The sequence below is a fragment of the Buttiauxella ferragutiae genome, assembly GCF_022637515.1.
Classification (GTDB): domain Bacteria; phylum Pseudomonadota; class Gammaproteobacteria; order Enterobacterales; family Enterobacteriaceae; genus Buttiauxella; species Buttiauxella ferragutiae.
Genome location: NZ_CP093332.1, coordinates 4,840,271 through 4,855,013 on the forward strand (window position 1 = coordinate 4,840,271; position 14,743 = coordinate 4,855,013).

13 protein-coding genes are annotated in these 14,743 nt (G+C 49.2%); 5 read left to right on the forward strand and 8 right to left on the reverse strand.

The window, feature by feature from the left end; translation table 11 throughout:
- Window positions 1-8 precede the first annotated feature (8 nt).
- Window positions 9-638, reverse strand: coding sequence for a winged helix-turn-helix transcriptional regulator (locus MNO13_RS22375; protein ID WP_064540960.1), 630 nt, complete (start codon window positions 636-638; stop codon window positions 9-11).
- Window positions 639-961: 323 nt separating this feature from the next.
- Between MNO13_RS22375 and MNO13_RS22380 the strand changes: the two genes are divergently transcribed.
- From MNO13_RS22380 to MNO13_RS22395, 4 genes are all read left to right on the forward strand, one after another.
- Entirely contained in the window at window positions 962-1,282 is a 321-nt protein-coding gene (locus tag MNO13_RS22380) for a DUF3302 domain-containing protein (RefSeq protein ID WP_064540963.1), read from the forward strand.
- A 24-nt stretch (window positions 1,283-1,306) separates the two neighbouring features.
- Window positions 1,307-2,446 (forward strand): HlyD family secretion protein, encoded by a 1,140-nt coding sequence (locus MNO13_RS22385; protein WP_064540966.1) that lies wholly within the window; start codon window positions 1,307-1,309, stop codon window positions 2,444-2,446.
- A gap of 26 nt (window positions 2,447-2,472) precedes the next feature.
- Window positions 2,473-3,384, forward strand: coding sequence for a DMT family transporter (locus tag MNO13_RS22390; RefSeq protein WP_064540969.1), 912 nt, complete (start codon window positions 2,473-2,475; stop codon window positions 3,382-3,384).
- Between the two features lie 78 nt (window positions 3,385-3,462).
- Complete coding sequence (locus MNO13_RS22395) at window positions 3,463-4,428, forward strand: sensor domain-containing diguanylate cyclase (RefSeq protein WP_064540972.1); 966 nt, start codon at window positions 3,463-3,465, stop codon at window positions 4,426-4,428.
- A 105-nt stretch (window positions 4,429-4,533) separates the two neighbouring features.
- On the opposite strand, the gene yghX is transcribed toward MNO13_RS22395, so the two are convergent.
- The 6 genes from yghX to MNO13_RS22425 all read right to left on the reverse strand — a co-directional run bounded on the left by yghX (window position 4,534) and on the right by MNO13_RS22425 (window position 10,531).
- Window positions 4,534-5,421 (reverse strand): YghX family hydrolase, encoded by an 888-nt coding sequence (yghX, locus tag MNO13_RS22400; protein ID WP_133522945.1) that lies wholly within the window; start codon window positions 5,419-5,421, stop codon window positions 4,534-4,536.
- A 62-nt stretch (window positions 5,422-5,483) separates the two neighbouring features.
- Window positions 5,484-6,362 (reverse strand): DMT family transporter, encoded by an 879-nt coding sequence (locus tag MNO13_RS22405; protein WP_064540997.1) that lies wholly within the window; start codon window positions 6,360-6,362, stop codon window positions 5,484-5,486.
- 165 nt (window positions 6,363-6,527) lie between these two features.
- Window positions 6,528-8,048 (reverse strand): glutamate/gamma-aminobutyrate antiporter, encoded by a 1,521-nt coding sequence (gadC, locus tag MNO13_RS22410; protein WP_064540976.1) that lies wholly within the window; start codon window positions 8,046-8,048, stop codon window positions 6,528-6,530.
- A gap of 106 nt (window positions 8,049-8,154) precedes the next feature.
- Window positions 8,155-9,552: a glutamate decarboxylase gene (gad, locus tag MNO13_RS22415; protein ID WP_064540979.1), complete on the reverse strand. Its 1,398-nt coding sequence runs from the start codon at window positions 9,550-9,552 to the stop codon at window positions 8,155-8,157.
- Window positions 9,553-9,610: 58 nt separating this feature from the next.
- Window positions 9,611-9,856 carry an acid-activated periplasmic chaperone HdeB gene (gene hdeB / locus MNO13_RS22420; RefSeq protein WP_370090874.1) on the reverse strand — a complete coding sequence of 82 codons (246 nt, stop codon included), beginning with the start codon at window positions 9,854-9,856 and terminating at the stop codon, window positions 9,611-9,613.
- 60 nt (window positions 9,857-9,916) lie between these two features.
- On the reverse strand, window positions 9,917-10,531 hold the full coding sequence (locus MNO13_RS22425; RefSeq protein ID WP_133522943.1) for a DUF308 domain-containing protein: 615 nt from the start codon (window positions 10,529-10,531) through the stop codon (window positions 9,917-9,919).
- A gap of 245 nt (window positions 10,532-10,776) precedes the next feature.
- On the opposite strand from MNO13_RS22425, the gene MNO13_RS22430 reads away from it, so the two are divergent.
- Window positions 10,777-11,409: a YfdX family protein gene (locus tag MNO13_RS22430; RefSeq protein ID WP_064540985.1), complete on the forward strand. Its 633-nt coding sequence runs from the start codon at window positions 10,777-10,779 to the stop codon at window positions 11,407-11,409.
- A 104-nt stretch (window positions 11,410-11,513) separates the two neighbouring features.
- Here MNO13_RS22430 and MNO13_RS22435 read toward each other — a convergent pair whose 3' ends face one another.
- On the reverse strand, window positions 11,514-14,741 hold the full coding sequence (locus MNO13_RS22435) for an ATP-binding protein (protein ID WP_241940096.1): 3,228 nt from the start codon (window positions 14,739-14,741) through the stop codon (window positions 11,514-11,516).
- Between the last annotated feature and the right edge of the window lie 2 nt (window positions 14,742-14,743).

Sequence of the window (14,743 nt, forward strand, 5' to 3'; positions counted from 1 at the left end):
AGCGTGCTTTAGAATTTCTCAGGCAAATTGATGACTTCCAGTAAATAACCTCCACGGCGAATGTCAATGTAACCGCCATTCTTTAAAGCAAACATGACATTCAGAATACTGCTACGTGATAAGTGCGTTCTTTCCTGAATGTAATCAAGAATTGAAGTTCTTAATCGAGATTCTTCCGGCAAGCGGCTCATCTCAATAAGATGACCACGAATAATGGAATAAGTGCGTTGCTGCACGACGACAGAATCGCGGTAGCAGAGGTAGGTGGTGTAGTAAGCAAGAATAATAGCCACATCTTTCCAAAGGTCTTGCTGACTTATTATTTCATGCGCCTGGCTGGCATCCATACGTAGCATGGTGCAATCGGTTTCTGCACGCAGAATATGGCTACGTAAAGGCTGGATACTCTCCGCAATACCGAACAAATTCTGCCCGGAGAGCGTAGCAATAACTAAACCATCCGTTGCGCGCAGCACAGAAATTTCGCCTTTCTTGAAGACGTAGAACTGCGGGACATCTTTATATTCCCAGTTAATCCGCTTACGAGGAATGATCTCCATGGGGGTTCCATAGGGCTCAAGGGCGGTCAGCAGGCGCTGGATGGCGGCTTCGGGTCGTGTGGGAGGAGGTATAATCATTTTTTTTCCTGAGATGACTCACTATACATGCAGGTTCCTTGAAGTATATACCACGCCAAAGATCTAGCGGGGGAGCGCTACTCTGAAGTGTTTGCTGCTTACATACAACCATGTATTGAAAAACTAAAACACCTTTTTGCACATTTTTTACAACTATTTCTATGATGAAAAGAAGTGTAATTTCTTATTTTTCCTCTTGCACATTATTGTGGTTTTGTGCAATTAAAAAATCGCCAAAAATTTAAATTTAAACAAATTAAAAGTGGTGCCGCGCACACCTTCTCATTAGTGTCTCCGGACATTTAATCACGGAGCACCAAACTATGATCCTGGACTACCTTGCCTTAGGCGCTCTTATATTTGTGGGACTGACGCTTTTCTATGGCGTTATTGTTGTGCACGATATTCCTTATGAAATCGCGGTGCATCGCAATCATCCACATCAAGATGCTATTCATGCTGCAGGTTGGGTGAGTTTATTCACACTGCACGCAATCTGGCCGTTTTTGTGGATCTGGGCGATGCTATATCGCGAAGATCGTGGTTGGGGATTTGCGACTAAAAACCATGAGTTAGAGGCGTTACGTGAACGTCTGGCTCAACTGGAAGCTCAGCACAAAAATAATACAGCAAACCACCAGTAACCGAATTATTGAGCAGGATTCATTGTGGATTTATTACTTATTCTTACATATACCGCAATTTGTGTCGGTATATTTAAATTCTTCAAAATTCCATTAAATAAATGGAGCGTTCCTACTGCAGTTTTGGGTGGGATTATTCTTATTGGCTCCTTGCTGTTATTAATGAATTACAACCATCCTTACACTGAACGTGCTCAGATGGTTACCGTGACAGTACCTATTATCCCTGAAGTATCGGGTACGGTGGTCGAAGTGACCGCTAAATCTAATGAGATGCTGAAAAAAGGGGATTTCCTGTTCCGTATTGACCCGACCGCCTACCAGGCCAAAGTCGAGTCAATCAAAGGTGAAATCGAAAGCGCAGAAAAGAACGTTGAAATGCTGCAAGCGCGCCTGGCTTCCGAAAATGCCGATATTGCCCAGGTAAAAGCACAACGCGATTTAGCCATGAAAGATGCTGACCGTTACCGCAATGGCAGCCAGGACAAAATGAAAAGCCCGTTTACTGACCAGGAAGTGGTTCGCGCACAGCAAACCTATCTGGCAGCGCAGGCGCAATGGCGTTCTTCCCTGTCGAAGCGCGACCAAACAGCGGCAGAACTGAGTGCGCTGGTTAACGGCGAAAACGCGACAGTGTACCGCTTGAAGTCCAACCTCAAAGAAGCAGAATACTTCCTTGAGAAAACCGTTATTCGCGCCCCTAGCGATGGCTACGCAACGCAACTGTTCCTGAAACCAGGCATGTTCGTGCGCCCGATACCGCTGCGCCCAGTGATGGTGTTCGTCCCTGACCAGAAAACCAGCGTTTATGCCGTTTTCCGCCAAAACTCTGCCCTGCGTTTAACCGCGGGTGATGAAGCCGAGGTCGTGTTCAACGGCCTGCCAGGCAGTGTCGTGAAAGGGAAAGTGAAACAAATCATGCCGGCGATCGCCAACAGTAGCTATCAGGCACAAGGCTACTTACAAGGTTTAAGTCTGGATCCCAAACTCGACGGCATCTATGCAGAAATTGAGCTTAACAACGTCAAAGATGTAGAACGTTTACCGGCCGGTACCATGGGACAAGTTGCCGTGTATTCGGATTATTTCGAACACGTTTCCATTATCCGCAAAATCTTGCTGCGTATGACCAGCTGGATGCACTACCTGTATATCGATCATTAATTTGAGGTGAAAAAAGGAGCCACCCCATGCAGAAAGCCAAAATGTTGACACTTTTCGCCGTCGTTATTCTGACGTGGGGTAGCACCTGGCTGGCGATGAAATTCGCGCTAGTCAGCATGCCACCGATTTTTGCCACCGGCCTGCGCTTTTTAAGCGCAGCGCCACTCCTCTTGTGGCTATTGAAGATCACTCGTTCATCGCTGTTATTCCCACCAGGCCACCGTATTTTCCAGTTCTGTGTGTTCCTGTTCTGTTACTGCCTGCCCTTCACGCTGGTGCTTTACGGTGAGCAGTACGTCGATGCCAGCAGTGCGGCAATTATCTTTGCCGTGTTGCCGGTTGCCGTTCTGCTGATTTCTATCGTAGTGCTCAACGCCCCTGTCAGCCTGTTACAACTCATGGGTTCGATGCTGGCGCTACTCTCACTGTTTTGCTTGCTGCGAGAAGAAGCCAGGATGAGCCTGAGCAACAACTGGAAAGGGTCATTAGCCGTCGTTCTTGCCGTTTTCATCCATGCTTTCATGTACGTTCAATGCAAGAAGCGCAGTTGCCAGGTTTCGCTTTCCACATTTAACGCGCTGCCGTGCCTTGCCGCAGGGTTAATCCTCACGCTGATTGGTGTGATAGTGGAAAAACCGCTGATTGAAAATATTACCTGGCTGTCTTTTGCCTCGATTATTTACCTTGGCATTGTGGCTGGGGTGTTCGGAATTTTGTGTTATTTCTCGCTGCAAAAACGTATATCGACGTTCAGTACCTCGTTGGTATTTATCTGTTTTCCGGTTATTGCCGTGCTACTCGAATGCCTGGTAATGGACAGCGTCTTTTCACCGACATCCTGGATTCTGCTCGCCGCGATGCTTAGCGGTGTCTTTTTCTCTTTAATACCGGTTGAGAAGAGAAAAAGCGTTTCAACCTCACAACAACAGTGGAACTAGCACGATTTTTTCTGCGCCATATTTACAACTCATTAATAGCTGTTAAAAATGGATATTATTTGAACATAAATATGGTCAATGTCAGAAGAGATCCTCAGGCAACAGATCCAGAACCTCAAAAAGCATAATGCCCGTCTCAAGAGAATTGCGCATGACTCACGCAACAAGCTGAGTGCAACGCTCGACGGGACAGGTTTGTGCTTGTGGCAACTTGATATTAGCAGCGGCAAACTGGTTATTTTCAACCGCCGTTGGGGTTCCATGCTGGGTTATCGGCCCAAAGAACTTAGCGCTCATTTTGATGTGTGGCGTGACCATCTGCACCCTGAAGACAAAGAAATGGTGCTCGCCGCGTTTTATAACCATCTCGAAGGCAAAGCCCCCTGGTACGAAGCGCTGCACCGTATGCAGGCTAAAAATGGCACCATCACCTGGGTGCTAGACCGTGGACGAGTGACCGAATGGAGCGATGACGGTAAGCCATTGAAAGTCACCGGTACCCACATCGACATGACCAAAGAAAAGCAGTACGAGGAACAGCTGGCGAAGCTCGCCAACCACGATCCGCTCACCGGTCTTGCTAACCGCCACTCGCTGCATGCACAGTTTGATTTGTTAAAAAAACTCGGCCCGCTATCAGTGGCTTTTATCGACCTTGATGATTTCAAAAACGTTAACGATACCCTGGGGCATCGCAGCGGCGACGAAGTTCTGTTGCAGCTCAGCCAGCGGTTGTCCGAAGCCTGCCCGCCAGAAGTGACCATTGGGCGAATCGGTGGCGATGAGTTTATCCTGCTGATGCCGTGGACGCTGGAGAGTGCAGCAATCCAAACCACTGCCCAGCGCTGCCTGGATGCCGCTATCACGCCATTTGAGTTGAGCAACGGTTCGGCGACTGTCGGCGCATCAATTGGCATTAATGAGTCCTGGGCCAACGACAATTTTGCCGATGCGGTAATTCGTGCCGACGAGTCGATGTATTTGATTAAGCGCACTGGTAAGAATGGGGTGGTGCTGGGTGCGAGGGTGGTGAGTCAGGCCTAAAACAACCCTCACCCCAACCCTCTCCCTGAGGGCGAGGGAGCCGACCGAGATTGCCTCGGTTTTCCCCCTCTCCTGGGGGAGAGGGCCGGGGTGAGGGTATCCCCTCTAAACCAAATACTGATTAAACCAGGCAATAGTCCGCGTCCACGCAAGATCCGCCGCCGCTTTGTCATAACGCGGGGTCGAATCATTGTGAAAACCGTGATTCACACCCGGATAAATATACGCTTCATAAACTTTCTGATTGGCTTTCAGCGCCGCCTCATAAGCAGGCCATCCTTCGTTAATGCGCGAATCCAGCTCCCCATAATGCAGCAATAATGGCGCTTTGATGCGCGGCACATCTTCCGCTTTTGGCTGGCGTCCGTAGAACGGAACCGCTGCAGCTAATTCCGGATACGCCACCGCCGCAGCATTAGCGACACCGCCGCCGTAACAAAAACCAGTCATCCCGACTTTCCCTGTCACCGCATCGTGGTGCATCAGGAACTCAATCGCGGCGAAGAAATCATTCATCAGTTTGGTGGGATCAACCTGCGATTGCAGCTCGCGCCCCTTTTCATCATTGCCCGGATAACCGCCGACCGAACTTAAACCGTCCGGTGCCAGCGCGATAAATCCTGCCTTGGCAACACGCCGCGCCACATCTTCGATGTAGGGATTAAGCCCACGGTTTTCATGCACCACCACCACGCCAGGCACTTTACCCGCCGCTTTTGCCGGGCGCACCATATACCCCCTCACCTCGCCATGCCCTTGCGGACTGGGGTAGCGAATATATTCAGCCACAATATCCGGGTCGGTAAATTCCACTTGCTGTGCGAAGGCATAATTTGGCGTCAGCAAAGTCCCCAGTGCCGCCGCCGCAAGCCCGCCGACCACAAATTTCCCCGCAATGTCGAGAAACTCACGTTTGCTGATTTTTCCGTGGACGTAGAAATCGAAGTATTCGAGTAATTCAGGAGGGAAATCTTTTGCGGTCAGTCTGGTCATTTGCAGGCCCTTTATCGGTAAAAGATGGATAAATAATGGCCTGCATTTGACGATTTTGTAAACTATCTGCGCGTCACGTTCACTCGCCATATCCCAAAGCACACCAGCACCAGCGCCAGGGCGTAACGCCATTCGAGAATACTTTCTTGCAAGAAGATGGCTGAAAGCACCGCACCCGATACCGGAATCAAGAAGTTAAACGGCGCAATCATTCCCACGCGGTTGTGTTTGAGCAGCAAGCTCCACAACGCAAAGGCCACGGAGGACAGCAACGCCAGATAGCCAAGAATCGCCACCGACTCCAGGCCATGAAACTCAAGCCGCCCGCCGCTTGCGTAGCCGCCAACAGTCAACACCACGCCACCGATGGCCAACTGCCAGCCTGTCATGATAGTCGGGTCGATGGTTTGCGAAATGCGCTTCCCATACAGCGAAGCGGCAGAAAGAATAAACGCTGCCAGCACCACGAAACCGTCACCCATCCAGCTAAAACTGAAGTCCATCAACTGGCTGTTGAAGTTCACCACCATCACACCGGCAAACCCCAGCACACAGCCCACCACTTTGTTAATACTGAGCTTGTCGTTTTGATAGATAAAATGCGCCAGCAGGACACTAAAGAAAGTGCCAGTGGCATTCATAATTGAGCCTTTCACGCCGGTGGTATAGGCGAGGCCAATGTAAAAGAAGATGTATTGAATGGCAGTTTGCGTAACACCGAGCAACGCTAGCTGCGAAAACTGATGGCGGGATAAACGCGCAATCGGCTTGCCTTGCAGCATCGCGAACGCCAGCAATAAAAGCCCCGCGATGACAAAACGATAACCGGCGAAAACAATTTTGCCCGCTAAATCGTCGGTCGCTATCTGAAAAATGTCATAACCATTTTTAATTGCCGGGTAAGCACTTCCCCATAACAAGCAACAAAAAGCGGCTCCCATCCATGCGAATTTCTTATTAGTAAACAGCGAAACGTTATTACTCACGCCCCTTCCCTTACCCAAAAATAAACTGTCGTTTCAGAATCGGCCATTATCCGTTAATAGCGAAAAATAGCGATAGTGCCATCCACACTTTGCGGCAGTGCGAATGGCACGACAGTGACTTTATTTTTCAGGGTAATGCGATGGGCGAGCTTTCGGGTGAACCGCAAAGTGCCCTGCCGGAGCATTTTCCACGGTCACAGGTGTGAGATGTGGAGCCTGTCTTCTCTGCGATTTATCGCGGAACATATAAACGATAAACGGCAGAATAAACACCAGACCGAAGCAGATAATCAGCAGACCGGCATAAATATCATGGGCGCTGCTGCCAGGCAGAGAACTCGGTGGAATAAACGAAACAAAGAACGCCAGCACTGAAACCAGCAGGCCAGAACAGGCGACGACCAACTTAACGGCTTTACCGCCAGGAATCTGGAAGTCACGTGCTCTGTCACGTTGATGAAGCACCAACTGAATGTATCCGAGGAACAGCATCAGGTAGCTACACAGATAAATCACCACCGTCAGCGACAGAGCAATCAGGAATGACATATTGCTGCCGCCACCAGTATTAGTGAGGACAACCAGTGCGAGAGTAGTGATGCATAACTGGGAAATCACCAGCGCTACTGGAACACCATTTTTATTTACTTTGGCAAAACGCGAAGGCAATAAACCATCCCGTGCGGTGACTAACATGCCGCGCGATGGGCCAACAATCCACGAGGCAATCTCGGCCAACACGCCCAGCATCAACAGCGCAGCAATAGCGCGAATCGCCCACTCGTATTCAGGCCCGTAATAACTAATCAGGGTACTAAAAGCCTGCATCACGCCAGCCGAAAGGTTGATTTCATCGTGCGGAATCACGGTGGCGACAGACAACCCACCAATGGAACTCAGCACAATGGCGGCAATGACCAGCAGGAATATCGCCAGCGGGTAATCACGCGCTGGATTATTCATCTCATTGACATGGGTTGCCGAGGCTTCAACACCCATATAACTGAGCACAAACGCCACAAACACCACTAACGTGCCAATCTGCGAAAAATCAGGGAAGAAGGTCTTCTCTGACATCTCAATCGCCAGCGGTTGCCCATGATAAAGCCACGCCACAGCCAGCAGCACCAGGACAATCGCCGGGAACAAAATCCCAAAGAAGAAACCGAATTTGGCAATAATCGCGGTATAGCGTGTCCCTTTAAATTGAGTCAGCGCCAGCCCCCACAAAATAACCACCGCCGCTACAGTTCTCACCAGCGGGTCGGTATTTAACGCAGGCCAACTCAGGATGTAAGAGAGAGCACCGAGCACAAAATAGAGCATCGGGATAAAACCGATGGCGATTTGCAAATAGCTAAAAGAGATCGCCGCAAAACCCCAGCGTTCCCCGAGCGTATTGGAAACCCATGCGTACAAACCACCTTCTTGCCAGCCCTCAACTGTGGCCATTTCAGCGGCACACAGACCAACGGGAATAAACCAGAAAATCCCGCCCATCAGCAGGAAGAAAATCAGGCTAAAACCTGAAGTGGCAAAAGTGGGATATTCATAAACGGCCATCACCATTGAAGCAGTAATGGCAAAAAAACCGAGCAAAGTGAGCGACTTTGCAGGGGCACTCGTCGTTGTACTGGACATAATCCTCTCCACATCAGCAGGTTTGAACCACCTGCCGATGTTCATTCACGATTAAATAAGAGAGCCGTAACAAACAGGCTCTCTGGTTGATTGATAAGAAAGGGGTTTATGCGTGGTTGAAGCCGCCCGCTTCCTCGGCAGTCAGCGAATGCGTGACAGGATTTTTTTCCAGTGCTGCGAGCGTGCGTTTCAGGTCGCTTATCAATAATTCGGCCAAATCGGTACTCATGCCATGGCGCACCAGAATGCGCTGCACCACTAGATCTTCGCGGTGAGTCGGCATGGAATAAGCAGGCACCTGCCAGCCACGGCTCCGTAAACGGTCAGCCAGATCGTACAGCGTGTAGCCACAATTGCGTTGGTCAGCTTTTAGCGTCCAGGTCAGTCCTGGAATGCCATTTTGCTGGTTGCCATCATAGATAACCTCGAATGGGCCGATAGCGGCGATTTCACGCGCCAGATACTGGGCGGTGTGATAACAGGCCATGTGAATTTTGCGATAACCTTCGCAACCCAGGCGCAGGAAGTTGTAATACTGAGCGACAATTTGCCCACCAGGACGTGAGAAGTTCAGCGCAAAGGTCGGCATATTGCCGCCGAGGTAGTTAACGTTAAAAACAAGTTCCTCTGGCAGATCTTGTTTTTCACGCCATACCACCCAACCGGCACCGAGCGGTGCAAGGCCGAATTTATGACCTGACGCGTTGATAGATTTCACACGTGGCAGACGAAAATCCCAGTCGATTTCTGTGGCGCAGAATGGCGCCAGGAAGCCACCGCTGGCGGCATCAACGTGCATCGGAATATCCAGCCCTGTGCGCTCAAACAAATCATCCAGCGCATCGTGAATCTCTTTCACTGGCTCGTACTGGCAGGTGAAGGTAATCCCCAAAGTTGGCACTACGCCAATGGTGTTTTCGTCGATATATTTCAGCGCTTCTTCGGCTGTCATCATCAGACGGTTGCCTTCCAGCGGCACTTCGCGCAGCTCCACGTCAAAATAACGGGCGAATTTATGCCAGCAAATCTGCACCGGGCCGCACACCATATTTGGCTTATCGGTAGATTTTCCTGCCAGTTCACGGTGTTTGCGCCAGCGCCATTTCAGCGCCAGACCGCCCAGCATCGCGGCTTCGGAAGAACCGATAGTGGAACAGCCCATGGTGTCGGTGGCTGACGGAGAATGCCAAAGGTCCGCGAGCATGTTCACGCAACGCTGCTCTATCTCAGCAGTCTGTGGGTACTCATCTTTATCAATCATGTTTTTGTCGATGGAAAGATCCATCAGCTGGCGGATTTCGTCATCCACCCAAGTCTGGCAAAAAGTCGCCAGGTTCTGGCGGGAATTACCATCCAGCATTAATTCATCATGAATAGCATGAAAAACATTGCGTGGATTACTTTCGTTGACCGGAAATGCGTTTTTAGGCAGTGCGGTAGATAACTCTATCGAAGCATAAACATCGTCATTTTCATTTTCGACTGGCTGAATAAGTGTGGTCATAATAAATCCTCTATGGGTATCACTTAAGTTGATAATTCAATTAAGAGTGAATATGGAATTACTTAACGCTTTGGGTCAGCTCACCTAATTTTGCTTTCGGTGTTTTTTGACACTGTTTAAATATCCTGGGTACTGACACGGTTTCAACTTCATGCCAATGGATATAATCGCCACCTTTAAAATCTGTATTTCTATTCACTACCCAAAAGGCGACTGGGGTCATAGATTTAGGATTCATATCCATAAACTCCTGGCAGGTCATATTTTGTGGTGTCGTTTCCTGAGTAGCGAAAGCACTATTCATAGTGGCTGAAAAAGCGGCAGCAGCAATAATTACCGAGACATAGGCTTTAATATTCATCATTTACTCCACTGTTTTTGGTGTATCGTTAAGGTTCAATTTCTTGTGCTTCGCTGGCGTCAAATTCCTGCGCAGCGCGATAAATCCAGCAGCGCTGAAGATCATCTCCACGCCAATGAAAGCGGTGGTAAATAAATAGGATTGTTCAGGGTTCAAACTGAGCCAGACAACGGCAATCAGCAGGTCTAAAACACCGATAATAATGTTGGTGATCGCCCCCGCGTTACCACGCATAGTGAAGCCGGAAACGATGCGTGAAACCCCGCCAACAATGAAGAAACAGCTAAATACCAGCGACAGTGACGTCATGCCAATCAGAGGATGGATGACAAAACTGAAGCCCAACAACAGCCAGGCTAAGGCAAATATCACGCTGACAAATTTAGAACGCCAGTGGCGTGAACGAAATACCACCAGACTATAAAGAGTATAAAAACCGCAAACCATAAACATCATGCCGATGATATAGCTGAGGTACATCCCGGCCATAAAAGGATAAATAAGACAGCAGGTACCACAAATAAACAGTAGCACCGCCATCACCAGCGCATGTTTTCTATAATGAAGACATGAAGCCTCACTCAGTGCTTTCAGTCGATATTGATTAAATATAAACATTTTATTTCCGCCATATCGTTATTGACCAACTAGTTATTGGTTAAAATAGTAAGGCCAGCTAGCAAACGGAGTAAATAAGAGTGAAGCCCTGTCTTCATACGCTCAATCTGACGTCTGACTCAATAATCTGACAAGTGTCAGACAGCTCCTGCAATATTCATTCCGCGCTCTGATTTTCATTCGTTTTGTTATTTCCTATTCTGTCTGGGTTGGTGATTAACACCCATTTTATTAAGGAGACGATAATGAAAAAATTAATTCTGGCAGGCGTACTGGCAACCATGATGAGTTCTGCACCGGTATTCGCTGCAACAGCAACGACTCCAGCACAAACTGCTGCGGCCACTGCACAAATCCAAAAAGAAGCGGCTGATGTGATGCAGGTTGCCGTTCAGGGCGCGAATGCCATGCGTGATATTCAGCTTGCTCGCCTGGCGCTGTTCCACGGCGAACCGGCCAGTGCTAAAAAACTGACTGATGACGCAGCAACACTGCTAAAAGATGACAGCATCGACTGGAAGAAATTTGTCAAAACCGACGCCAAAGCGAAGATGATTGACGACCAGTACGTCATCATTAACGCCACAGTTGCCCTGTCTGAAGACTATGTTGCGACTCCAGCAAAAGAGAGTGCGATCAAATCTGCCAATGAAAAACTGGCTAAAGGCGATAAAAAAGGTGCGATGGACACTTTACGTCTGGCGGGGATTGGCGTGATGGAAAATCAATATCTTATGCCACTGAACCAGACCCGCAAAGCGGTAGCTCAGGCACAAAAAATGCTGGCAGATGGTAAATACTACGAAGCGAATCTGGTACTGAAGGGTGCTGAGGACGGCATCGTTGTTGATAGCGAAATGTTCGCTGCCAGCAACTAAAATTATCGTGCTGGACGTCGGATGACGCTGCGCTTATCTGACCTACGATTTCGGTTCCAGTTCCGGTTTCGTAGGGGGATAAGCGCCAGCGTCATCCACCATTTTTAGTGGCTTATCAAACTATCAATCTCCACGTCAATTTCCCGCATGACTGCCGTAATTTTTTCTAACGTTTGCTGGCGCTCCTCAAGTGGTAACGAACTATGACGACGTGATTCGAAAGGTTCACACAACGCCTGAAGGGCGGTGATTTCCAGAATCTGTGCCGAACCATGCAAACGATGCAACGCATGCAAAAACATTTGCGGTTCATCCTGCTCTATTGAACGCACTGCGACCTGTAAATCATTGGCTGAAGCTTCGCGGAAGGTTTCCAGAATCTCGTTCATCAACTTCCTGTCACCCCCAGTATTCTCGGTCAGAATGCTCAGCTTCAAATGTCGTGTAGTACACAGCGATGTGCGCCCGCTATCGAGTTTGCTCAACTCGTGAGTCAGCGTCTGAATCGAAACCGGTTTAAACAGGCACTGATTCATACCGCTTTGCAGGCATTGATCGCGTGATTGCGAAAGCGCACTGGCGGTCAGCCCCCAGATTTGCAGCCGCATATTCTGGCGACGCAAAGATGCCGTCAGCGCCAGCCCATCTTTTTTTGGCATGTTCAGGTCAGTTATCAACAAATCGTACGCGTTATTGGCGATTTTCGCTTCCGCCTCCTCACCGTCGCAGGCTTCATCCACGTTGTAACCAATGGCATTCAGCTGGCGTTTTAACAGCAGGCGATTCGTCGGGTTATCGTCCGCAATCAGAATCGACAAACGCGGTAATGGCGACAATGCGGCCGGGGTGTTATGGGTCGGCGTAAGCCTCTTCTGTGCAGTTTCAACCAGCAACGTAATCGTGAAAGTGGTGCCCTGCGACTGCTGGCTACTGAGTTCCAGCGTGCCGCCCATCAGCGTCACCAGCTCTTTGCAGATAACCAGCCCCAGCCCGGAGCCTGTCTGTTTACGCCCCTGGCCTGCCTGAACGTAACGGTGGAATAGTGTCTCCTGCTCTTCGGCACTAATCCCGCATCCGGTGTCGCTGACCGTCACCACCAGAGTCCCATGCTTATCCTCAACTTCTGTCAGACGGGATAAGACCTCAATATGCCCTTTTTCGGTAAACTTCAGCGCGTTGCCGACCAGATTGGTGAGAATTTGCCGCCAGGCTTGTGGATCAATCAGCACCTGAGCGTCCGCCGCCAGATGGCTGATACAACGCAACTCAACACCTTTCTGCCTGGCCAGCGCGTCAAATGAGTGGCACTGTAGATTGATAAGCTGTGATAAATCAGTCCATTGCGGTGCTATCTGGTATTTACCAGACTCAATTTTATCGACATCAAGAATCTTGCCGATCAACCCCAGCAGCGATTGTGCAGTTGCCCCTGCCAGTGCTATCGCTTCTTTGCGTTGACTGGCGTTGAGATCCGAGCTCGACAGCAATTCTAAAAAGCCCACAATCGAACTCACCGGGGTACGCAGCTCATGGCTCATACTCGCCAGGAAACGGCTTTTCGCTTTAGTGGCCTGAATCGCTTTATCTTTCTCGGCCTCCAGCTCATGGGAGAGCGTCTCTTTAAGCTGCAATTCTTCTTCGAGTTGCCGTTGCGACTGTTTTCTTTTGCGCACTTCACGCGACAGCGACAGCCCCCAGCCAAGGCTAATGGCTATCAGCACCATCGCGAAGACCACCAGTTGATAGAACTGCTTGCTGTACAGGTTCCAGGTATCTTTCTGTACGCTGGAAATTTTCGACCACTTTTCCGTCATTTGCAGAATGTCGCGCGGAGGAATCGCTTGCAGCGACTGACTGATAATCGACTTCAGTTCGGGTTCATCGGAGGCTATCGCAAAACTCAGCGAACCGCTCGGCATCCCCGGCAGGCGCATGTAGTACATGTTTTGCGGGTAATAATGGTCAATCATGTAACGGGCGGATAGCTCGGTGGTAATCGCCGCATCGACCTTACCCTCCTCGACCATTTTCATTGCCTCACCGACATTTTCCGTTTCAACCAGAGTCGCCAGCGGGTATCGCTGATGTAAATCAGCAACCAAAACATCCCCCAGCGCTACGGCAATGCGCAGTGGTTTGGTCAGCAAGCGGTCAGCATTTTCGTGATGCGCGGTGACAATAACGAACGAGAGGCTCATCAACTGATCGCTAAGCGAGGTGTTCTGCGGCGTATTATTCAGCGTGGTGGCGGGGATCATGTCCCACTGCTCTGGTGCCTTTTTTGGGTCGGAACTCATCATCACCGGCTGAAATTCAAGACCGGTTTGCAGCTGAATAATATTGAGTAAATCAGCCATGATTCCGCGTAACTCGCCTTCCTTGTCGATCAGCGTAAACGGTGGATAGTTGGGATTAATGAGCACTTTGACAGTGCGGTGCTTCTCCAGCCAGTTTTGCTCTTCCTGGCTAAATGGGCCAGGTGAATTCAGATAGGAAAGATTGCCGCGGTTTAGCCAGTTCTGCATCATCCGCATATGGGTTTCATTGCTGATTGAGGCAATAAAACGTTCAAGGATATTTCGCAACAGCGGCTGACGGTTGCTGGTAATAAAGTAATTGTATTGTTCTTGCTTGTTAAAATAGTGGGTAATCACCAGCGATTGTGAAAAGTATTTAGAAATACAATTCCCGGTAGTCACGTTATTACCAATAAAATATTGGTTTTTACCGGACACCACCGATGACATCGCCTGGTAGTCATTATCGTAATAAGTCATTCTGGCATTCGGGAACGCCACCTTAACAACATCGGCAAACGAGCAATCGCGCACGCAAGCAACAGTCACCTCTTTGCTGGTTTTTAGCGGCAGCAAAGTGTTTTTAAGTGACGTCACCAGTGTCGGCCAGGTTTTGATCAACGCAGACGTTGTCAGCAAAGAACTCGGCGTTTCTTTGTGGGCAGTTAACTGAGTCAGCAGCGTATCGACTTCGTTTTTCGACAGTGCCGCAAGAGCCTCTTTCTCGCTATCATATTGTTTAATAATAATTTTAATATGCAGATTTTTCTGCAGAAGAGCCAGGTAATCGGCATTAACACCCTGATATATCCCCCCAGTACTTTCATAATCAATAGGGGAAACTTCCGGCAACCAGGTGCCGACAGTCAGCGTTTTTTTGCGCTCGAGCCATAACCTGTCTTCTGTACTTAACCGAATATCCAGCACCGCAGGCTGGTAATTACTTTTAAGCTCAATAACCTGTGTGGCGCCAGAAGAAGAAAAACTACTCAGGCAAAAAAACATCATCAAATAAATAAACCAACGAGACTGCATCT

Bases quoted from the DNA above. Each gene is read 5' to 3' on its own strand.
- gad (WP_064540979.1), bottom strand. From the start codon at position 9,552: ATGACCACACTTATTCAGCCAGTCGAAAATGAAAATGACGATGTTTAT.
- MNO13_RS22390 (WP_064540969.1), top strand. From the start codon at position 2,473: ATGCAGAAAGCCAAAATGTTGACACTTTTCGCCGTCGTTATTCTGACG.
- hdeB (WP_370090874.1), bottom strand. From the start codon at position 9,856: ATGAATAGTGCTTTCGCTACTCAGGAAACGACACCACAAAATATGACC.
- MNO13_RS22430 (WP_064540985.1), top strand. From the start codon at position 10,777: ATGAAAAAATTAATTCTGGCAGGCGTACTGGCAACCATGATGAGTTCT.
- gadC (WP_064540976.1), bottom strand. From the start codon at position 8,048: ATGTCCAGTACAACGACGAGTGCCCCTGCAAAGTCGCTCACTTTGCTC.
- MNO13_RS22435 (WP_241940096.1), bottom strand. From the start codon at position 14,741: ATGCAGTCTCGTTGGTTTATTTATTTGATGATGTTTTTTTGCCTGAGT.
- MNO13_RS22375 (WP_064540960.1), bottom strand. From the start codon at position 638: ATGATTATACCTCCTCCCACACGACCCGAAGCCGCCATCCAGCGCCTG.
- MNO13_RS22380 (WP_064540963.1), top strand. From the start codon at position 962: ATGATCCTGGACTACCTTGCCTTAGGCGCTCTTATATTTGTGGGACTG.
- yghX (WP_133522945.1), bottom strand. From the start codon at position 5,421: ATGACCAGACTGACCGCAAAAGATTTCCCTCCTGAATTACTCGAATAC.
- MNO13_RS22395 (WP_064540972.1), top strand. From the start codon at position 3,463: ATGTCAGAAGAGATCCTCAGGCAACAGATCCAGAACCTCAAAAAGCAT.
- MNO13_RS22405 (WP_064540997.1), bottom strand. From the start codon at position 6,362: ATGGGAGCCGCTTTTTGTTGCTTGTTATGGGGAAGTGCTTACCCGGCA.
- MNO13_RS22425 (WP_133522943.1), bottom strand. From the start codon at position 10,531: ATGTTTATATTTAATCAATATCGACTGAAAGCACTGAGTGAGGCTTCA.